Origin of the sequence: Streptomyces sp. ISL-66 (assembly GCF_018614135.1) — a bacterium.
Taxonomy (GTDB): domain Bacteria; phylum Actinomycetota; class Actinomycetes; order Streptomycetales; family Streptomycetaceae; genus Streptomyces.
The window spans coordinates 1-20,079 of record NZ_JAGGOW010000060.1; the positions used below are offsets into that span (position 1 = coordinate 1).

Annotated in this window: 14 protein-coding genes; 2 read left to right on the forward strand and 12 right to left on the reverse strand. The window is 69.6% G+C overall.

Translation table 11 applies throughout. The features are described from left to right. The 5 genes from J7E97_RS12690 to J7E97_RS12710 form a co-directional block, all read right to left on the reverse strand. Window positions 1-848: AAA family ATPase (locus J7E97_RS12690; protein ID WP_215026002.1), on the reverse strand; the 848-nt coding region annotated here is incomplete at its 3' end. Continuing rightward, a complete protein-coding gene (locus J7E97_RS12695) occupies window positions 845-2,017 on the reverse strand; it encodes an exonuclease SbcCD subunit D (protein ID WP_215026005.1) in 1,173 nt (390 codons plus the stop codon). The genes J7E97_RS12690 and J7E97_RS12695, both read right to left, overlap by 4 nt. 1,236 nt (window positions 2,018-3,253) lie before the next feature. Then, complete coding sequence (locus J7E97_RS12700; RefSeq protein ID WP_215026007.1) at window positions 3,254-6,511, reverse strand: tetratricopeptide repeat protein; 3,258 nt, start codon at window positions 6,509-6,511, stop codon at window positions 3,254-3,256. A 14-nt stretch (window positions 6,512-6,525) separates the two neighbouring features. Further along, window positions 6,526-7,032: a hypothetical protein gene (locus tag J7E97_RS12705; RefSeq protein WP_308346480.1), complete on the reverse strand. Its 507-nt coding sequence runs from the start codon at window positions 7,030-7,032 to the stop codon at window positions 6,526-6,528. A 1,607-nt stretch (window positions 7,033-8,639) separates the two neighbouring features. Further along, the gene (locus J7E97_RS12710; protein WP_215026010.1) at window positions 8,640-9,200 is read right to left on the reverse strand and encodes a hypothetical protein; all 561 of its coding nucleotides are present in this window, start codon (window positions 9,198-9,200) and stop codon (window positions 8,640-8,642) included. Window positions 9,201-9,415: 215 nt separating this feature from the next. Between J7E97_RS12710 and J7E97_RS12715 the strand changes: the two genes are divergently transcribed. Then, window positions 9,416-10,201, forward strand: a complete 786-nt coding sequence (locus tag J7E97_RS12715) for a hemolysin III family protein (protein ID WP_215026013.1) — start codon at window positions 9,416-9,418, stop codon at window positions 10,199-10,201. 67 nt (window positions 10,202-10,268) lie between these two features. Here J7E97_RS12715 and J7E97_RS12720 read toward each other — a convergent pair whose 3' ends face one another. The 7 genes from J7E97_RS12720 to J7E97_RS12750 all read right to left on the reverse strand — a co-directional run bounded on the left by J7E97_RS12720 (window position 10,269) and on the right by J7E97_RS12750 (window position 18,918). After that, the gene (locus J7E97_RS12720; protein WP_215026016.1) at window positions 10,269-10,628 is read right to left on the reverse strand and encodes a PRC-barrel domain containing protein; all 360 of its coding nucleotides are present in this window, start codon (window positions 10,626-10,628) and stop codon (window positions 10,269-10,271) included. A 504-nt stretch (window positions 10,629-11,132) separates the two neighbouring features. Then, entirely contained in the window at window positions 11,133-11,444 is a 312-nt protein-coding gene (locus J7E97_RS12725; protein WP_215026019.1) for an SCO5918 family protein, read from the reverse strand. A 45-nt stretch (window positions 11,445-11,489) separates the two neighbouring features. Continuing rightward, window positions 11,490-11,894: a CBS domain-containing protein gene (locus J7E97_RS12730; RefSeq protein ID WP_215026022.1), complete on the reverse strand. Its 405-nt coding sequence runs from the start codon at window positions 11,892-11,894 to the stop codon at window positions 11,490-11,492. A gap of 46 nt (window positions 11,895-11,940) precedes the next feature. Next, complete coding sequence (locus J7E97_RS12735) at window positions 11,941-13,431, reverse strand: DEAD/DEAH box helicase (RefSeq protein WP_215026025.1); 1,491 nt, start codon at window positions 13,429-13,431, stop codon at window positions 11,941-11,943. A 367-nt stretch (window positions 13,432-13,798) separates the two neighbouring features. Beyond that, a complete protein-coding gene (locus J7E97_RS12740) occupies window positions 13,799-14,002 on the reverse strand; it encodes a cold-shock protein (RefSeq protein ID WP_134068503.1) in 204 nt (67 codons plus the stop codon). Window positions 14,003-14,324: 322 nt separating this feature from the next. Beyond that, window positions 14,325-15,590 (reverse strand): PP2C family protein-serine/threonine phosphatase, encoded by a 1,266-nt coding sequence (locus J7E97_RS12745; RefSeq protein WP_215026053.1) that lies wholly within the window; start codon window positions 15,588-15,590, stop codon window positions 14,325-14,327. 2,188 nt (window positions 15,591-17,778) lie between these two features. Continuing rightward, window positions 17,779-18,918, reverse strand: a complete 1,140-nt coding sequence (locus J7E97_RS12750; protein ID WP_215026029.1) for a CdaR family transcriptional regulator — start codon at window positions 18,916-18,918, stop codon at window positions 17,779-17,781. Window positions 18,919-19,004: 86 nt separating this feature from the next. Between J7E97_RS12750 and J7E97_RS12755 the strand changes: the two genes are divergently transcribed. Continuing rightward, window positions 19,005-20,072: a ferredoxin reductase gene (locus J7E97_RS12755; RefSeq protein ID WP_251054366.1), complete on the forward strand. Its 1,068-nt coding sequence runs from the start codon at window positions 19,005-19,007 to the stop codon at window positions 20,070-20,072. Window positions 20,073-20,079: the final 7 nt, after the last annotated feature.

The window sequence follows — 20,079 nt, forward strand, 5'->3', positions numbered from 1 at the left end:
GCCCAGGCGCGGACGGCCGGGGCCAGCCCGGGGTCGCCCGGCTGGTGCCGGGGCAGTGGCCAAGCGCGCAGGTCGGCGCAGTCGCCGGCGGCCTGCGCGAGGCGCTGGGCGGTGTGCAGCACCTGCTCGTCACCGGCGCGGACCTTGGCCTCGGCGGTCCGGCGCCGGTCGCCGAGCAGGCTTTCGACGGCGGCGAAGCGGCGGGTGTCGAAGAGCCGGCCCAGCAGCCGGCCCCGCGCCACCTCGTCGGCCCGCAGGAAGCGCGCGAACTCCCCCTGGGGCAGGAGCACGACCTGACAGAACTGCTCGCGGCTCATGCCGAGCAAGTGCTCGATCTCCTCGCCGATTTCCTGGTGGGAACGGCTGAGCGCACGCCAGCCTTTCCCGGAGCCCGTCCCGTCACTCTCGGCGGGCCCGTGACCGTGCCCTTGTGCCTGCTCTTGCGTCTGCCTTTGCGCCTGCCCTTCCCTCTGTCCTGCGCCGTCGTACTCCCGCAGCCGGCTCTGCGCCTTGTCCTTGGTCGTCCCGGTGCCGCGCTTCTTCGGCCGGTCCTGCTCGGGGCGGCGGGTGATCTCCAGGCGCCGTCCGCCCGCGGTGAGTTCGAGGGTGACCTCGGTCGGGGTGCCGGCGGCGGCGTGGTCGCTGCGCAGACTGGTGCCGGGGGCCTGGCGGGAACCGGGCACCGACCCGTAGAGGGCGTAGCAGACGGCGTCCAGGACGGAGGTCTTGCCCGCGCCGGTCGGTCCGTGCAGCAGGAAGATCCCGGCGCCGGACAGAGCGTCGAAGTCGATCTCCTGCGGTTCGGCGAAGGGACCGAACGCGGTGATCCGGAGCCGGTGCAGCCTCATCGGTGGGTCTCCCGCAGGCTGTCGTCGGCCCGTACGTCGTCGAAGGCGCCCTGGAGCACGGCCCGTTCGGCCTCGTCGATGAAACCGCCGCCCCCGCGCACGTGCGTGACGAAGTCCTCGGCGATCTCCTGGTCGCTGCGGCCCTTGAGCCGCTGCGCGTAGGAGCCGCCGCCGTCCTCCGTGCGGCCCTCGGGGTCGAAGGCGAGGCTGAGGGTGTGCGGGAAGCGCTCGGCGAGGCGGGCCATGGGGTCCTCGGGCCGGACGGGGTCGGTGAGGGTGGCCTCCAGCCAGCAGTCCTCGTACGCGGCGTACGCGCCTTCGCCGAGCAGGTCCTCCAGCCGTCCCCGGACGCGGGCGAGCCGGCGCGGGACGGGGGCATCGAGGCGCTCGGCGCCCGCGATCTCCCCTTCGGCGCCCAGTTCGATCAGCCACATGGTCTTGCGGTGGTCCGCTTCGGAGAAGGAGTAGGCGAGCGGGGAACCGGAGTAGCGGACCCGATCGTTGATCGTCTGACAGCCGTGGAGGTGGCCGAGGGCGGCGTAGTCGACTCCGTCGAAGACGGAGGCCGGCACGGCCTCGACCCCGCCGACGGTGATGTCGCGCTCGCTGTCGCTGGCCTGCCCGCCGGTGACGAAGGCGTGCGCGAGGACCACGGAGCGGGTGCCGGGCGCGCGTCCGGCCAGGTCGGCCCGGATCCGGTCCATGGCCGCGCCCAGAACCGCCTCATGGCTCACCTTCCCGGCGCCGAAATCGTCCTTCACCAGGGCGGGCTCCAGGTAGGGCAGCCCGTACAGCGCCACGTCACCGTGTACGTCGGCCAGCACCACGGGGTCGGCGCATCCGGCGGGGTCGGTCCGCAGGTGGATCCCGGCCCGGCCGATCAGGGCGGCCCCGACGCCGAGGCGGCGGGCGGAGTCGTGGTTCCCGGAGATCATCACGGTGGGCACGCCGAGGTCGGCGAGCCGGTGCAGGGCCCGGTCGTAGAGCGCGACGGCGGGCAACGGGGGCACGGCCCGGTCGTAGACGTCACCGGCGACGAGGACGGCGTCGACCTCGCGCTCCCGGACGGTCTCCACCAAGTGGTCGATGAAAGCGGCCTGGGCGTCGAGCAGGTTCACCCGGTGGAAGGACCGACCGAGGTGCCAGTCGGAGGTGTGCAGGAATCTCATGAAACCGCCCTGACCTGCACGTTTACCCCTACTGCGCCTCAAAAACCAGCACGAACCAGCACGGGGCTCGCCATCAACGCTTGCCACGCTAACGCATGGCGCCCACTGATCCGCCACTCACCTCAGATCACCCCGAAAAATTGAAGGACAATTCTTCGAGCCGTCGATCCTTGCTGCTCCCGAAAAGAAGCCGGCCGCAGCAGCACGCCCGCGTCGTGCACGCTTCCACAGTCCTCCACAGTGGAACGGCGTCCGGGTGCACACCACGCTTGGTGGCCTCCGCGACCCGGCGCGCCCCTCGACCCACATCGGCTCGAAGTAGAGGACGGCGCTCACTACCGGTGATCACTTCACGAGGTCGCTGTGATCTTCGCTCCGTAGGTGACTATCCAGCAACAGCCACCACAGGGGCCGCTCCCCCAGTCGATGCCGCAGCCGCGCGCGGCGAACTGCTCCCGCGTCAACGTGCCTCGAAGGGCGTAACCGCTCCCGCCGGACGGCATGCGAGAAGGGTCTTGCCCCTGCGGACGCCACCCAGATGGTGCGGAGCGCGGCGGCTGGTCAGGGGGCGCCGCGACTGATGCTGAGCGAAGCCAGGCTGCCGGTGTGCGTTACGTGCAGATTGAGCGGTATGCGCAGCACGCTGACGCTTCTCGCCCGCCTCCGGTCGGCGCGTACAGGGCCCCGTGCCGCCTGGGAAGCCAGTCAGGAGCGTCGCGAGCCGCCTGGTGGGGCGCCGTCGCAATCGCCTTCCTGAACAGCCAGCACTGATCAGCCCATCGAGGTAGCCGCCCTCGGGCGGCAAGGCGGGCGAGACGGCGCTGTTCGCGGGTCGCCCAGTGCCGTACGCGGTCGGGGCCGAGCGGGGTGCTGTGGCCCACATGGAGGCGCGTGGGGTTGAGCGCGAGCATCTCGCGCAAGCTGACGAGGTTGCCGAGCGGGTCGTCGTGGAAGGGCGGGTTGGCCGGCTTCCTCGGTAAGCGGCCCATGAAGGAGTTGGCCGCAAGGTCTCCCGCGACGAGGTCGCCGGTGTCGGTGATGACGGAGACCGAGCCTGCGCTGTGCCTGGGCGTGGGCACGATGCGTGCCGCGATGCCGAGTCGTCGAGGCTGGTCTCACCACGGACCAGGACGTCTGGTTCGAGGGATTCGGCCTGGACGTGGAGATTCTTGTTGCGGTTCATGAGGCAGACCCCCTGCGGGTGGGCTCGGTTGGGTGGGCCTGTGCGCGCCGGTGTCAGGGCCTTCGACGCCGAGCGGAGCGCCGCTTGGCGTGGACGGTGAGGGTGAGGGGGTGAGTGATCCCGAGAGCCCTGATGCAGGAGTCGAGGGTTTGCTTGTACAGGCGGAGGGCTTCCTTGCGCATCCCCATCACCTGGTAGGTGGAGGCGATGTTCATGCGGGTGGTGAGGCTGTCGGGGTGCTCCGCCCCGTGCACCCGCTCCTGGTGCGGGAGGTTGGACTCGAGCAGGGCGAGTGCCCGGTCGTAGTTCCTCGTCGCGGCGTGGGCGACGGCCAGGTTGTGGCGGGCGGTGAGGGTGTGCGGGTGGTCCTCGCCGAGGGTTCGTGCGCATGCGGTGAGGTTGTCCTCGTAGAGCGGGATCGCTCGCTGGAGATCCCCGGCGTCCTGGTGCGCCTCCGCGAGATGGTTGCGGGCGGTGAGGACGTCGGTGTGGGAGGGTCCGAGCGCCGTCTCCATGCCGTGCAGTGCCCGTTGGTAGAGGGGGATCGCCTCCTTCGGCAGGCCCGTGAGCCGGAGGCTGTACGCAAGGAGGTTGAGGGCTGCGAGGGTGTCGGTGTGGGCCGGGCCGAGGGCCCGCGTGCGTCCCTGGAAGGTCTTGTCGTACAGGTGGACGGCCCGGTCGAAGTGGCCGGCCAAGCGATGGGAGTCGGCGAGGTGCCTGAGGGTGGAGAGCGTGTCGGGGTGGTCCTCGCCCAGGGTCTGCTCTCGGACCCGGAGGTTCTGCTGGAACAGCGGGATGGCCGGCCCGGGGTCGTTCGACATCAGGTGGGCCACAGCCAGGTTGTGGCGGGCGGTGAGGGTGTTGCGGTGCTTCTCACCGCTCCCCTCCCGGCTGTCGTGGTAGGCCTGCGCCAACAGCGGCATGGCGCCTTCCGGGTCGTCACTCTTAAGGAACGCGTAGCCGATGTCGGCGCTGCGGGTGTCGGCAGCGCGGGCGTCGGGGTGTCTCTCGTCCGCCGCGTGCGGGTCTCCGGTCGACCCGGGACCGACCGGCTCGTTCGGTCTCGGAGCGGCCAGGGAGCGGGCCCTGTCGAGGTCGCCCGCCTCCCGGTGGGCGAGGGAGAGCGCCATGCGAATGGTGCGGGTCCTGGTGTGGTTCTCACCGTGGACGCGCTCCATGTCGTGCAGTGTCCGCTCGAGCAGCGGGACGGCGCGGTCGAGGTCGCCCGCCTCCTTGTAGGCGTACGCCAGGTCCCCGCGGGCGAGGACGGTGTCCGGGTGGTCCTCGCCGAGGACCCGTTCCATGTCATGGAGGTCCTGCTCGAAGAGCTCCGCGGTGGGGAGCCGGCGGCCGGCCGCCAGCCGGGCGGCCGTCAGGTTGTGGCGGGTGACGAGGGTGAGGTGGTGGTCCTCGCCGAACTCGCGCACGCAGTCCTCGATGTTGCCCTCGAGCAGACGAACGGCCTCGTCGAGGTTGCCGGCAGCCTGCTGTGCACGGGCGTAGTTGGTGATGGCCGCGAGGGTGCTGAGCTCGTCCGTGCCCTGCAGCAGGCCCAGGGCCACGTTCTCCTCGAGCAGGTCAAGGGCCCTGTCCGTCCTGCCGGCTGCCCGGTGGGCGTCGGCCAGGTTGTTGCGGCAGGCGAGGGTGAGAGGGTGCGTGGCACCGAGGGTGCGCTCCGCGTCTTCCAGGGCCCGTTCGAAGAGCGGAATGGCGCGCCGCAGGTCGCCGTCCCCCTGGTAGGCACCGGCCAGGTTATGACGGCAGGCAATCGTGTCGAGGTGGTCGGGGCCCAGCGCGCGTTCGTGGTGGGCGAGGGCTCTTCGCAGGTGTACCGAGGCGCGGGCCGCCAGCCCCTGGGAGTCGAGGAACACGCCGGTGTGGTTGAGGAGCTTCGCGGTCTTGGTGGTGTCGGCCTCGAGGGGTGTGTGGCGGGCGACCGCATCCATGTGCGGGAGCAGGGTGTGCCCGGTGGGCCACGTCGCGGGATCCTGCCACTGGCACGGCTGGGCGGCCGAGAGCAGGGAGGCGGTCGCGTATAAGCGGGCCTCCTGGACGAGGTCGGGCGTACGGTGCGGGTCGTCGGCATCGGCGGTCCGGGTCACCGACTGGACGAGTCGGTGCACGGCGAGGGAACGGCTGCCGGCATCGATCTTGATCATGCTGTATGCGTTCAGGGTGCCGAGGGCGTCGGCGAGCTCGGCCGGTTCGGCCAGGTCGTCGAGGAGCCCGGCGGGGATGTCGTCGGGGGCGTACCAGGCCATGATCCGCAGGACTTCGGCGGCCAGGGGTTGCCATTCGGCGATGGTGTCCAGCGCCACGCGCCAGGTACGGGCGACGGTGCGTTCGGCGTCGATCGCGCCGACGGCGCCCCGCCGGAGCATCGCGGCGGGGTCGTCCTTCAGTAGGTCCAAGTACGAGCGCGGGGTCAGCAGGGGGCTCTGCGCGAGATAGGCTGCGGCCTGCTCGACGGCCAGGGGCAGGTGTCCCAGTTCGGCACAGAGTTCGTCCGCTCCTGCCAGGTCGCGGGGGCCACCGCTGGTGACGATCTCCCTGAGGAGAGCCAGGGAATCGGCCGGGTCGAGGACGTCGAGCCGAATGACGGTGGTGGCGTCGTGCCATACGGTGGCGAGCCTGCTGGTGACCAGGAAGCGACCGGCCGTTGAGCGTGCCAGCAGTTCGGCTATGTCGGCGGGGTCGTTGACGTTGTCCAGGACGAGCAGCCAACCGGTGTGTGTGGCCAGCCACTCCTTCGCGTTCTCGACCAGGGCTTCGACGGTCATCACCTTGGACGCGGCAGGCTGGAGGGCCATCCCCAGAGCGGCGAGGCCCTGCTCGATGCCGGCCGGGCTGTCCGCAGTGATCCAGCGGATCGGCGTCAGGCCGAGGGCGCCGGCCCGGTTGGCCGCCCAGTGAGCGGCCAGGGCGCTCTTGCCTATCCCTCCGAGTCCGTGCACGGCCTGTAGCAGCACCCCGCCCGGACGACCCTGATGTCCGGCCATGGCGGCGTCCAGGCGGTCGAGTTCGGCGGTGCGGCTTACGAAGCGGCCGGGTCGGTAGGGCAGGTTGTCGAGACCTGGGCGGGCCTTGACACTGCCCGCGGGGGCCACCGCCTCCGGCGGCAGCATCACGGTGGAATGGTCGTTGTAGATGCCCGTGACGGCGATACCACCGTTCGTCGCGGTCGCGTTCCCGCTTCCCGACACCTGCTGCGCGGGGTTGACGGATACCGCGGGTGTGGCGCCGTCGAGGGTGCTCCTCGCCGGAGTGCTCTTGCCGGTGTCGCGTCGCCTGCCCCAGTGCCACTTCGCCATGACGCCCGCCCCGCCTAGTCGCGGACTATGCCGCTGACGGCGCTGGAACCCGCGCCCGTGGCCTCCGCGTCGCCGGTGTTCATCACTCGTGCCGACCGTCCGTCGTCGCCCGTACGCTTCACCCCGGTCACCGCGCTACCGCCGCCGCTCGCCACGGCCCTCCCCGTCGCAACGGCAACGTCGCCGGCCGCATCGGCGACGTACGAAACCAACGTGCGCAACTCCTGGGCCGTCCGCTCCTGTTCCCGGGCGTCCAAGGACTCCAGCAGCATCTCGAAACGCGTCCGCCACTCCCCTTCCTGCCGCAGCCGCTCCTGCTCCGGGTCTACGGCGGCTTCGGGCTCCAGGGCTCGTGCGGTCCTATCCAGTCGCTCGAGTTCAGCGCGGCCCCGAGCGGTGTCGCCACGTCCCAGGAGGGCCGCGGCGCGCTCACGCACCACGAGCCATGCGTCGGTCCCGGCAGCCTGCACCACCGCACCACCGCCCAGTGCCGCTACCGCAGTCAACGCCTCGACCAGCACAGCCCACCCACCCCACAGTTCGACTCGACGCCGTCAGCCGCAACGTATAGCCCCCGTCATGCAGATGAGGTCCGAATCATGCAATGTGGGAAGGGCCACTCGGCAGCGTCGGCGCTGCCGCACACGGGTGCAGCCGGAAGGAGCGACCACCCGCTGGCGCTCCTGCCAGCTCCCGCCCGGCAGGCCGCGCGTTCGACGGAACTGCGTCACGCCATGTTCGGACCTCGATCGCGCAACGCGTACGCGGACAGCCGTTCAGCCGACGCCACGCCAGGCTGCTCGCCGGCATCCAGCCGCCGCAGAAGCTCTCGCTGGCGGTCGTTCAACGGGGACCAGCGGTGCATGTATCCACCTCACGCTTCACCAGCAGATCCCCCGCTGTACCCAATTCCCTGCCCGTACGTGTTCCGCGGACGAGTACCGGAGGACGGCAGCGCAGCGGCGCTCCACTACAGAGCGTGTGCGCGGGGAGAGCTCGACGAACACGCGGACAAGGTCGGTATCCGCCCCGCCACCGCACGTGGAAAGCCGCCTCCCGAGCAGGCGCGCAGCCCGGCCCGAGGGGTGGCGTTTCATTGTTGACGCACCGTCAGGCATCAAGCCTGGCGAGCGTCAAATGAGCGTCACGAGCGTCATTTCAGCGTCAAGATATCGCCCGTAACGCCCACAGTGCACATATGCACACTGATAAACCTGCAGGTCAGGCGCCCTTTGCGATCGGCTCCAGGATCGCCACGCACTCCACGTGGTGGGTCATCGAAATAGGGTCTAGCAAAAACAGGTTAAAGAAAACCGCAGGTCAGCGGCCCGTATGGCACAAATCGGGCAGCCTACCGGTGTGCGTTACGCGCAGAGTGGGCGCTATGCGCAGCGGCTGACGCTTCTTCGCTGTCTCTGGCGGGGGCGAACAGGGCCTCGTCAGAGGACCGACGCTGTCGCCCGCGCTGCGCTCCCGCAGCCGGGCGGAGAGCGACACCCCGGGCTCCACGAGGCGTCCAGAGAACCGCGACGCCCTGACGGAGGGTGCTATCCACGCCCGCCCCAGTCGTCCGGCCGAGACGGCGATCTCTCTGCGGGGAGCGCCACACCCATCCAGTCCGCGCGGGCGAGGCTGTGCCCTCCCCTGCCGGTTCCCGGGCAACCGTCGCAGGCAGTCGAGCGGCGAGGGGTCTGGCCCTTCGAGCGGGGGCGGTCAGGCCGGCTGGCTGGTGATCCAAGCGGCAACGCCCCCGGTTCCGCCGGCACCCGGGGCGTTGCCGCCCCAAGGCGAATCACCGGCCAAGCAGAAGCGGATCGCCACCGGGCTGGAACGCAGCCGCCGTACCAGGGCGACGGCATGACAGCACCGTCGGTCACCCGCCCAGACACCCGGCAATGGTCGACACCCGTACAGAGGCACTGATCGAACGGATCGTCAGCGCGGTCCCGCGACGGACAGGGACGAACTCGCTACGGCTAAAGCATGCATCGCCTGACGAGACGAAGTCGGTCGCCCTCGCCTGGTAGGGCACCGCCACACTGCCGGCGCCACAGACTCCCCGCGAGCCACGGCGACAAACCTCTGGCCTACACAACAGCTGACTAAGACTGTTTTCGGCGCGTGCCGATCAGATACTCGTCCATGCGTCGAGAAAGGCCTTTCGCCGGGCCGGATCAGCTGATTTGTGGTCCGCGTGCAGGACGCGCCAGGCGGTGAGTTCGAGGTCCCGGAGCCACAGCTCGCCGATGACCTGCGTTTTCAGGTCGGGGAGGTGGTCGGACTCGGAGAGCGCCTGGCCGATGACCTCCCCCGCTGCGATGCGCTGGGGCGGGGTCATCTCGTCGACAGCCGAGAGGATCTGTCCGGCCAGACCGGTGCCTTCGCCTGCCAGCGAACTCAGGACGTAGTCCTTGATGTTGGCGGGCAGCAGGTAGAGGGACCCCGAGGACCTCCACAAGTTCGACCAGAAGTGCTCCCCGGCCTCGGTGGGAGCGGGGAGCGCGGCCAGGAGTCCGAGGAGATGTGCGGTGGCCGCGTACCCGTCGGAGTGAGCCGATGCGACGACGGCGATGTCCGCGACGCGCTCCACGTCGATTCGGCCGGCCTCGAGGCGGGGGTCCAGTCCCAGCCGCTGTTCCAGCTGATGGGAAAGGGGGGCGGACGCGTGGGAGCAGAACTCGGGAAGCATCGGCGGTCCTTGAACGTAGGAGAGCGGAGAGGCTCATTCGGAAGCTCTGATCGTTCCCATGGCCCGCCGAGTTACACGAGTTCCACGGCCCCAGTTGGCGGAAGACCGCGGGGACGGAACCATGAGGCGGCTGAAGCAGCCGCGTCCGACAGTTCCCGGCGAGCTGCGGCAGACCTCCGGCAATGCCACTCCGGGCAGGCTCCTAGCATGAACACATGGTTGCCAGTGATGCCCAGCAGTTCGAGTCAGGAAGAGAAGCAGTGCACCGAGACAACGCGCAAGCGGGCGGCGTTTCGTCCGCACCAACGGTTGGCGGACGCGAGAACTCCCATCCGGTTGCCGAGTTGGTCGAACGAGCGGCCGACCTGGCGGAGCCGATCAAGCCGAAGCTTCGAGGCTGGCTTCACGCCGGGATGGTCCCCGCATCGCTGGCTGCGGGCATCGTCCTCATCTTCCAGGCAGGCACACCCCAGACAGCCTTGGCTTGCACCGTGTACGCCGTCACCGCCTGGATGCTGTTCGGGACGAGCGCCGTCTACCACCTCGGCACGTGGGGCCCCCTCGGCGAGGCCGTTCTGCGCCGCCTCGACCACGCCAACATCTTCCTGATCATCGCCGGCACCTGCACCCCGCTAGCCGTGCTCCTCCTCTCCCCTGACCAGCGATCCGTGCTCCTATGGATCGTGTGGACGGGCGCGCTGGCGGGCATCGCCTTCCGCGTCCTGTGGGTCCGCGCCCCCCGCTGGCTGTACACCCCCTGCTACCTGGCCCTGGGCTGGGCACCGGTGCGTTACTTGCCTGACTTCCTGCACCGTGGCGGCGTGGCCGCACTCACCTTGATCGTGACCGGCGGGCTCCTCTACAGCGCGGGCGCGGTCGTCTACGCCCTCCGGCGCCCCGACCCCTCACCCCACTGGTTCGGCTACCACGAGGTGTTTCACGCCCTGACCGTGGCGGCCTTCACCGCGCACTACATCGCCATCGCGCTCGCCGCCTACTGACCACAACCATCCGCTGAGGCGCGCCCGCCCGCTGTACGGGGCGGGCGAGCTGCCGACCGGCTTCGGGTCAGGGTGCGAGCGCGCGGCGGAGTGAGAGGTAGTAGTTGCCGACGGCGGACAGGTAGCGGTGGTCGGCTGTTTCGCTGTCGGCGGTGAACCGGGGAGCGGCCTTGATCTCTTCCCGGGTCGGTGCGACTTTCACCGTCCGGGCTTCGGTGTCGATGGCGTTGACGGCGCCGGCCGGGATCAGGATGCTCTTTCCGAACACCCACACGCCGGTGTCGACCACCAGGTGCTGCATGCCGGGCTGATCCTGCTGGCGGTCCACGTGACCGATGACACCGTCAGCGGCCTCCACGGTGAAACCCACCAGCGACTGACGGGACGTGTACCCACTGTCCCGCGCGTACCCCCACACACCGCTCACGGACCTTCTCCCCGCTTCCAGCAACCGACTCCAGCCAGCCTCATCGGCTCGCATCACCTCCCCTCGTTCCCCGATACGTGCCGGACAACCCGCGGGTCAATGAGGCCCTCCGAGAGGCTCCGGGCGGGTGCACGATGGCGCCGGCTAAGCCGAGTTCAGGACCATATGGGCTGGCCCCCTCCGCGCGGTACGAGCTCGACACGAGTCTGTGCTGCACAGCTGTTGCTGTGCAGCACAGATCGTGTGTGCCGCAGATCTCGCCGAGATCCGCGACGAGTTCAGCGGCGTGTTGCGGTCGGCACCCGTTGCGGGGGGAGCCGTACGCGCCGATCGCCGTGTCTGCCGCGTGTCGATCGCGGATGTCAGCGCCTGCCCGTGGGCCACTTCAGCTGTTCCGGCCACTGATTCATCACCGCGAAATCAACCCCCAGGTACGCGGAGGGCCCGACCGGAACGTGCCGGTCGGGCCCTCTGGGTGTTCGGGGTGGGGCTCACGCCAGGCTGTCAGCCGGTCACCGGGATGCCGAGCATCGCGGATGCCTGCTGGAGCGGGCTGAGTGCACGCGTGGGCACGGCGACCCGGGGAAGTCCGCGGCAGGTGAAGCCGAGCTGGGTCATGGCGCGGAGGACTTCGCCGGCGCTGAAGTCGCGTCGGTCCTGGCGGGTGATGACCTGGCCGACCTGCTTGAGGGGGTAGGTGCGGCGGCCGATGATCACGGAGTCGCCGATGACCTGCTCGGGCTTGACGCCCTTCATCGACGCCAGGACACCGGTCTTGGTCAGGTCGAACGGGAAGCGGGCGATGACACAGCGCATGAGGCCTCACAGGGAGAAGCGGACGGGGAGCGGTGGTGAGGCGGTTCAGCGTGCGAGGGCGAGGACGCCCAGAGCGCTTCCCTGCTCGTCGACGACGGGCAGGGCGTCGAGGCCGCGGTAGCGCATGGCGTGTTCGGCCTCGGCCATCGTGGTCCTGGTCGAGGTGAACGGCCCGCGGTCGCCGAGAACAGCGCGCAGACGGACGTGGTCCGTGTATGCGGCGGTGTCGCGGAGGGCGGTGAGCTGGGCCTGGGTGACCAGCCCGGTACAGAGGCCGTCCTCGTCGCCGACGAGCAGATGGTCCGTGCGGGCACTGGCCATGACGGCCAGGGCCACTTCGACCGTCATGTCGTCACAGACCTGCGGAGCGGCCGCCTCCATCGCGGTGTCCGCCGTGCGGGGCGCGGGATTGGCGTTCGCCGGGCGGGGCTGCATCTGGACCAGCGTCAACACGTGCCTCCTGCAGAGGTGGGTCAGTTTCCGAATCACTGGGCTCTCAGGCCGCCGCATCGAAGGCGGACTGTCGCACCGCTACGCGCCGGGCGCCGGAGGCGGCGCTGCGTCGGCCGCGGGAGGCGGCGCTGCGTGCGCGCCGTTCGGCGACCGGTGCGGTGATGACGACCGGGATGCCGGAGGGAGTCTGGGCGCCGGTGATCCGGTTCAGGGCTTCCTCGCCGGAGCGGACCGGGGTGGTGAGCGCCGTGATGCCCGCGGCCGCCATCAGACGCGTCATCTCTCGACGCTGATTGGACATGACCAGGGTGACGACGCTGCCGGACTCGCCCGCCCGGGCGGTGCGGCCGCCGCGGTGCAGGTAGTCCTTGTGGTCGGTCGGCGGGTCGACGTTGACGACGAGGTCGAGGTTGTCGACGTGGATGCCGCGCGCGGCGACGTTGGTCGCGACCAGCACGGTGACGTGGCCGGTCTTGAACTGGGTCAGGGTGCGGGTCCGCTGGGGCTGAGACTTGCCTCCGTGCAGCGCGGCGGCCCGTACGCCGTTGCTGAGCAGGTGTTCTGTCAGGCGGTCGACTGCGTGCTTGGTGTCGAGGAACATGATCACGCGGCCGTCGCGCGCCGCGATCTCCGTCGTCATCCGCTGCTTGTCGGCCCCGTGGACGTGCAGGACGTGGTGCTCCATCGTCGTGACCGCGCCGGCCGAGGGGTCGACCGAGTGGACGACGGGGTCGGTGAGGTAGCGGCGGACCAGCAGGTCCACGTTGCGGTCCAGAGTGGCGGAGAACAGCATCCGCTGCCCCTCGGGCCGTACCTGGTCCAGCAGGGCGGTGACCTGCGGCATGAAGCCCATGTCGGCCATCTGGTCGGCCTCGTCCAGGACGGTGATCGCGACCTGATTCAGGCGGCAGTCACCACGGTCGAGGAGGTCCTTCAGCCGGCCGGGGGTGGCGACGACGACCTCCGCACTGTTCCTCAGCGCGTTGGCCTGGCGGCCGATGGGCATACCGCCCACCACCGTCGCCAGGCGCAGCTTCACCGCGCGGGCGTACGGGGTCAGCGCCGTAGTGACCTGCTGGGCGAGCTCGCGGGTGGGAACGAGGACCAGGGCCAGCGGCTGCCCGGGCTCGGCGCGCTGCCCCGCCGTACGGGCCAGCAGGGCCAGACCGAAGGCGAGGGTCTTGCCGGAGCCAGTGCGTCCGCGGCCCAGGACATCACGGCCGGCGAGGGTGTTGGGCAGCGTCGCCCCCTGGATCGGGAACGGGACCTTCATCCCTTCGGCGCCCAGAGCGGCCAGCAGCGCGGCGGGCATGTCCAGGTCCACGAAGGCCTCGACCGCGGGCAGCGCCGGGGTGATCGTCTTCGGCAGGGCGAACTCACCCTGCACCGCGGCGGGCCGGCGGCCGCCGTAGCCCGAACGGGCGGAGAAGCCGGAACGGGCGGGAGCGCCGGTACGGCCCGTGCGGGGGGCACCGCTCTGGCCGCCGGTGCGGGTGCGGGAATAGCGGTCGTTCGTGCGAGTGCTGCGGTCCATGCGAACCTTCCTCGATACGGCACGTATCGAGGAATTCCCATGACGGGTATTCGCGAGAACGGGCCGAAGAAAGACAAAGCGCAGAGCCGTGCCGCGAAAGAAGCGGTCAAGGCTTGCGGAGAGAGTGCCGCGCAGCGCGTCAAGGAGGCCGGGTAAACGGCGGACGGCTTACAGGCGGCGGGGGCGGGGCGGGCGCTGTGTGAGAACGCATCCGCCGGGCCGGACAGGGAGGCGGGTCGGCGCGAGGCGCCGCCACCCGCTGCTCACACTGAAACGCCGGGATGCGACGGGGAGCGTGAGGGGGAAAAGCAACGAGCTGGGGCCCGCACCCCAAGGTGCGGGCCCCAGCTACGTATACGCGTCAGCGTCAGGCGGGAACGATGTTCTCGGCCTGCGGGCCCTTCTGGCCCTGCGTGACGTCGAAGTTCACCTTCTGGCCTTCCTGAAGCTCACGGAAGCCGGAGGAGGCGATGTTCGAGTAGTGAGCGAAGACGTCAGCGCCGCCGCCCTCCTGCTCGATGAAGCCAAAACCCTTTTCCGCGTTGAACCACTTCACGGTGCCAGATGCCATATTGATCTCCTTTGGGGCAGTGCCCGGAATCACACTGTGCGGTTCCGGAGTCGCCGCGATGATTGCCCCGACCGGAAAATCGGCGGAAAATGCAAAGCGCTTCCAGCCGGCGAGGCCAGCGAGGGAAGCGCTTGAATTTTTGCGAACCAAGACTGCAACTGAGATCGACAGTAGCACGCCGGAGCGGCCCCCGCACGTAAGGTTATTCTACTCAGTCCCCGGCGATAAAAACCCTCACCTTTACGCGCGGCAAATTCTCACCTAACGGCCACAGTTTTTCCCCCGCACGGAACGAATACACGAGACCGAACCGGCCGAACTGTCAGGTGCGGAGAGGCGGGCCGGGCGGGTCATCACCCGAGAGGGGTCCGTTCTGTGCTGAGGGAAGTGAGGCGTCGGTGAGGTTAGCGCCGGTGGCGGCGTCCCGTTGGGTGGGGGCGGTGCCGTGCCAGTCCAGGCACATGACGGTCGCGTCGTCCTCCAGATGCCCGTCGCCTGCATCGACGATCGCCCCAATGAGGGTGCGCGCGGCTTCCCGGGGATGCAGGTCGCGGGTGCGGACGATGAGCTTGGACAGGTCCACGGTGTCGGCGTTGCGTTCCAGCATGCCGTCCGTCAGCATCACCAGTCGGTCGCCGGGCCGCAGGTCCAGTGACTGCACCCGATAGTCACGCGGGCTGAGGATGCCGAACGGCAGATCGATCTCCGGAACGATCTGGGTCACTTCGCCGTCGCGCATCCGCAGCGGCCAGGGGTGCCCGGCGTTGATGAACTCGGTGGATCCGTCGAGCAGGCTGATCCGCAGGAGCTGACCGGTTACGTAGCCCTCGCGTCCGTGCTCGCGCATGGCTTCGTCGGCCTGTCGGGCCTGTTCCCGCAGGCCCTCGCCCGCCCGCCGGGCCCGGCGCAGTGCGCCCACCACCAGGGTGGCCAGCAAGGAGGCGGCGACGTCGTGCCCCATGGCATCGGTGACGGACAGCTGGACGGTGTCCCGGTCGACCACGTAGTCGAAGGTGTCCCCTCCGACGTGATCGGCGGGTTCCAGCGCCCCGGCCACCGCGAACTGCGCGGCCTCGCACGCCAGCGACCCAGGGAGCAGCCGGTGCTGGATCTCCGCGGCCAGGTTGAGCGGCCGCGTACGCCGGCCCCACTGGTAGACGTCGGTGAAGGAGCGGTTCGCGATCACGATGTAGGCCAGCGCGTGCGCCGTCTCACCGATCTCCCGCATCACCTCCGCGTCCGGCGGCGCAGGCAGGAACAGTTCCAGGAGCCCGATGGCGTCCCCGCGGTTGGTCACCGGTGCGACCACCCGTACCAGCGTCGCCGGGCCTTCGTCCTGCACGCTCGGACGCTGGCTGCGGATCACGTCGTCGTACAGCGTGTCCCGCAGCGTGATGCGCTGGGCGCGCTCACCCGTTTCGACGCTGCCCGCGGCGCCCAACCGTACGACCGAGCTCCCCGTGAAGTCGGTGATCAGGAAGGACACCGACACCGCCCCGAGGCGCTCCTTGAGCATGCGCGCGACCACATCAAGGGCTTCCACGGGCGGCGCGGCCTCCGCCGCCTCCAGCATCCCCGCGAGCGTCATCCCCTCACGCACGCGACCACCGTTCACGCGAAGACCAGAATCAGGCCTACCGCTCCCGCCCGGCTCTCCTGCGATCACAGACCCTCCACCTGAAGCGATAGTGCGCTCACCAGTCAGCCGCCCTTGCGACACCCGGCGCCCGGACCGCTCACATTGCACCACGGGAGAACGGATCGGCGGGCACCAGCCCGCCGGACGTCGAAGACCTGCACGGCCAAGGCGACCCCGCCCGCCCTTCAACTCCATCCTCGCCTGCGCCAGTGCTGTGGCCCGGCCGCGCACCCCGCTACCGCGCTGGCGGTGAAGTACCGACACATAGAGGCACAGGGCGGAGGACGGCCATGACCGAACAGGACGACCGCCCATCAGAGAACGCCCGTGCGACACGTGGGCCACAGGAAATCCGTGTGGTGGGTGACCTCGACCAGTACAGCCCTTCCACCCGGTTGCTCTGTGGAACGCGTGGAGGGGCCCGGGTGCCATGTGGCTCCCGGGCCCCGAAGGAACTGCTACACCATCTGCCGGCCCTGATGCTGCGCCGGCCTTCTCTTTCCGCCCACCCGACCTGAGCTTCGTCGGGGGTGCGGGGATCGCGGATGCGTGACCGGAGACCACCTCACTATCGATGTCCTGCGGTACCCGGACTCGCGTGGCGTCGGGGCGATCCTGATGGCGCCTGGTTCCTCCGTTCTTCCCTCTCGATCAATCACTTACCAAACGGGAACTGCGTACTGCTGATACTGCGAACTGCTGTAACGCGGGTCCTGCTGATACTGCTGAACTGCGCACTTCCTGTACTGCTGTGTTGCGTACTGCTGGTGACCTGACCAAGCGCCACTCTTCGGCAGCCAGCCCCGTCGCCCATCCTGCATCTGCGCTGGCTTAGAACCCCACTGCCGAACCTCCCGGTGCGCGCGCCCGCAGCCGTCGACGCCTCACCGAGGTACCGCTTCATTCAACTTCACTGCTGGTACTGCGAACTGCACTTACTGGGTACTGCCACTGCGTTACTGCTCACGGCGGCCCCTGATCACTGCGGGCCACCCGGTCCGGTCGCCAGTCCCGTCGCCGTCCTGCAACAACCCTGGCTTCGACACTCCACCACCGCACCGTCCTGCGCACTGCAACTACCGGTACTGCTGCCCGACAGTTCGTCTCTGCCAGGCCCTGCGGTCTCTCTGCGTTACGAGAGAAACCATAATCACCACACAGCCGGATGTCTACTCCGGCCGAGATAGATTTCCGCACGTTCGACAAAGAGGTAATCGACCTCGAACACCGAGGGCACCGGACAGACACTGCGGGGTGAACACCCCGACTCGGGGCACAAGCGGTGCACAGGCAAGGCCGGCATGTACGGCTCATAGAGGCCAGGGGACCCGATGGGCATACTGAGCACCGAGGTCCCGACCGCACTTACGGACACCATGCGCATCACTGTCTCGACAGCCCCGTCCACGGCCTCCATCGGCGACGCCCGAGCGAGCGCCCGGACTTTCCTGGCCTGTCTCGGCCCCCGGTCTCGGAACAGGCCTGCGACAACGTGGTCCTGGTCGTCTCCGAACTCGTACTCGTCACCAACGCCCTGCGCCACGGCGGTGGCACCCGCACCCTGACCCTGACCTCCTACCCAGACGGCATCGACGTGTCCGTCCAGGACTCCTCCAGAACGCCTAGCTCTCCTACGTCGTCGCGGTGCCCAAGTCCCAGCAGGTCCCCCGCGCATCGACCACCTCATCGCCCCGGCCCCGCCCGAAGCGTGGCAGCGTCTGTCCGCCGGCCCCGGTGCGAAGGGCGGACGCCTCTACGACTGGCCCGCCACAGCATCGCCAAACCGGAGGAGATCGCCTACTACCTCGCCTGCGCCCCGCTGGAAGCCACCGTCGCCGACCTGGCCCGTGTTGCCGACTGCCGCTGGAAGATCGAGGAGTGCTTCCAGAGCGCGAAGAACGAGTGCGGCCTGGACCACTACGAGGTCCGGCGTTACGTCGGCTGCTACCGGCACATCACGCTCGCCATGCCCGCCCACATCTTCCTCGCAGTCATGGCCGTCCAGGAACGCGAAAGGGGGGTGGTGAGGCCTCCACACCCGACCTCGTGGACCTCACCCCGGCGGAAATCCGTCGTCTGCTGGCAGTTGAACCGCCGCCCTGCCCGCGGACGCGGTCGTGGACGGTCGAAGAACGCGTCAGCTGACCCGAACACCCACCGCCAGCGTCAGTTCAAGGACCCGGTGCGGCGATGTGAGATCCGGAAACAGCTCCCGCAGCTGCGACATCCGGTACCGGACGGTCTGGGGATGGACGAACAGCGCCGCCGCCATCTCGTTCCGCCTGCCGTGGTGCAGGAGCCACGCCCGCAACGTCTCCTCCAGCCGCCGCGCGGTCGCGGCAGGCAAGGTCTGCAACGGTGCGAGGGCTCGGGCGCGCAGGTCTGCGAACGCGTCCGCGTCGGCGCTCAGTACCAGCTCGGGCAGGTGTTCCTCGGTGTCGCGGATATCAGGGGAGAGGGAGCGCGCGCGGACGGCGCGTGCGTACGAGGCGGACGCACGAGTCCATGGCCGGGCCGGGCCGACCACGGCGGTGCGGTCGGTCAGCTGCCGCAAGAGGTGCGAGCGGTCGGCATCGGGGACGAGCAGCACACCGGTGGCGTCCGGCAGGTCGTCGAGGACGAGGGTGCTCGGGTCGAGCGCGCGGTAGGCGGGCCGGGCCTGGGCGGCGGGCAGCAGGACCGCGGTCAGCGAAACAGGGGGCTGCCACCCGGCCCGTTGAGCAGAGGCCCGCAGCACGTCCGGGCCCGCGCCGGCGAGGAGGTCGCGGACCAGTTGTTCGAGGTGGCGCTCATGAGCGCGGCCCTGGGCGGCCAGTTCGTCGGCGTGGCCCGCGGCGCTCGCGGCGGAGAGCTCGTCGATGTAGGCGAAGGTCAGCTCGGCGAACTTGGCGACCTCGGCGGCGGGCAGACCCGCGGGTACGGCACCCGCGGCCAGGCATCGCCAGGCCACGCGGGCGCCGACGCGGTAGGCGCTGAGCAGGGCGTCCATCGAACGGCCGTCGCGCACCTCGCCGCGGCCCAGCTCGTAGGCTGCCTCACCGGCGTCACCGCCCGTGGCGTTGCCGCTCGCGAGATTCAGGTAATGCCCCAGGGCGGTGCGGACGGCTCGGCGGATGGTGGCGCCCATGCGGCCCGACAGGGCGTTGGCGTAGGAAGGGACCTCGTCGATGATCGCCTGGACGACCTCTTCGGCGGTGGTCTTCAGTGCGGCGCGAAGTGCGGTGACCGTCGTCTCGTCCAGGGCCAGTTCGGTGGCCCTCCGGATTGCATGGCTCATGTTTTGTTCCCTGCGAACAATCCAGCCGATCAGTTTCACGTCTTGCGGACAGGACTTTACGCCACGAGGCGCATCAAGCTGGAGTCATGACGAGTGCAGCCCTCCGCAGCAGGGCGTGGAAACTGCTGGAGATGGTCACGACGCCGCTGCTGCCGTCGGACTACCTCGACCTGGTCAGCCCGCTGCGTGCGGGCGCCGACCTGCGTGGGCGCATCGAGGCCGTGCACCCCGAGACGGGTGACGCCGCGACCCTCGTGATCAGGCCGGGACGGGGCTGGGGCGGTCACACAGCCGGTCAGTACGTGCGGATCGGGGTCGACGTCGACGGGGTGCGCCTGTGGCGTGCCTACTCGCTCACCTCGCCGACCAACCGCCGGGACGGCCGCATCACGATCACCGTGAAGGCGATCCCGGACGGCAAGGTCAGCAATCACCTGGTCCGCAGCGCGAAACCGGGCACGCTGATCCAGCTCGACCAGCCGACCGGTGACTTCGTACTGCCGCAGGTCAAGCCCCCCAAAGTGCTCTACCTGACGGCCGGCAGCGGCATCACGCCGGTGATGGGCATGCTGCGCGACGTCGAGCTCGACGACGTCGTCATGGTCCACTCCGCGCCACGGCCGCAAGACGTGATCTTCCGCAACGACCTGCACGACCTGGTCGTGGCCAAGAAGCTGCGTCTCACCGAGCTGCACACCGACACAGACGGAACGCTCGACATCGCGCGTCTCGACGAACTCGTGCCCGACTGGGCCGAGCGCGAGACCTGGGCCTGCGGGCCCGCAGGCCTGCTCGACACTGCCGAAGATCACTGGCGCGAGCACGGCGTCCAGGAGCGCCTGCACACCGAACGCTTCCGCCCCGGCATCGTCGTCGCCAGTGACGGTGGCGGTGGCGGTGGCGAGGTCACGTTCAGCACCACCGGCATGACCGTCGGCGCGGACGGCGCCACGCCGTTGCTGGACGTCGGCGAGGAGGCCGGCGTGCTCATGCCGTCCGGGTGCCGCATGGGCATCTGCTTCGGCTGCGTCACGCCGCTCAAGGCGGGCGCCGTCCGCGACCTGCGCACCGGCGCGATCACCGAAGCCGAGCCGGGCGTCCTCATCCAGACCTGCGTGTCCGCCGCGGCGGGCCCCTGCGACATCGAACGGTAGGAGCACC

Coding starts and splice junctions, on each gene's coding strand:
- J7E97_RS12710 (WP_215026010.1), bottom strand. CDS start 9,200: ATGCTTCCCGAGTTCTGCTCCCACGCGTCCGCCCCCCTTTCCCATCAG.
- J7E97_RS12735 (WP_215026025.1), bottom strand. CDS start 13,431: ATGGACCGCAGCACTCGCACGAACGACCGCTATTCCCGCACCCGCACC.
- J7E97_RS12750 (WP_215026029.1), bottom strand. CDS start 18,918: ATGAGCCATGCAATCCGGAGGGCCACCGAACTGGCCCTGGACGAGACG.
- J7E97_RS12755 (WP_251054366.1), top strand. CDS start 19,005: ATGACGAGTGCAGCCCTCCGCAGCAGGGCGTGGAAACTGCTGGAGATG.
- J7E97_RS12725 (WP_215026019.1), bottom strand. CDS start 11,444: ATGCGCTGTGTCATCGCCCGCTTCCCGTTCGACCTGACCAAGACCGGT.
- J7E97_RS12715 (WP_215026013.1), top strand. CDS start 9,416: ATGGTTGCCAGTGATGCCCAGCAGTTCGAGTCAGGAAGAGAAGCAGTG.
- J7E97_RS12700 (WP_215026007.1), bottom strand. CDS start 6,511: ATGGCGAAGTGGCACTGGGGCAGGCGACGCGACACCGGCAAGAGCACT.
- J7E97_RS12745 (WP_215026053.1), bottom strand. CDS start 15,590: ATGACGCTCGCGGGGATGCTGGAGGCGGCGGAGGCCGCGCCGCCCGTG.
- J7E97_RS12695 (WP_215026005.1), bottom strand. CDS start 2,017: ATGAGATTCCTGCACACCTCCGACTGGCACCTCGGTCGGTCCTTCCAC.
- J7E97_RS12740 (WP_134068503.1), bottom strand. CDS start 14,002: ATGGCATCTGGCACCGTGAAGTGGTTCAACGCGGAAAAGGGTTTTGGC.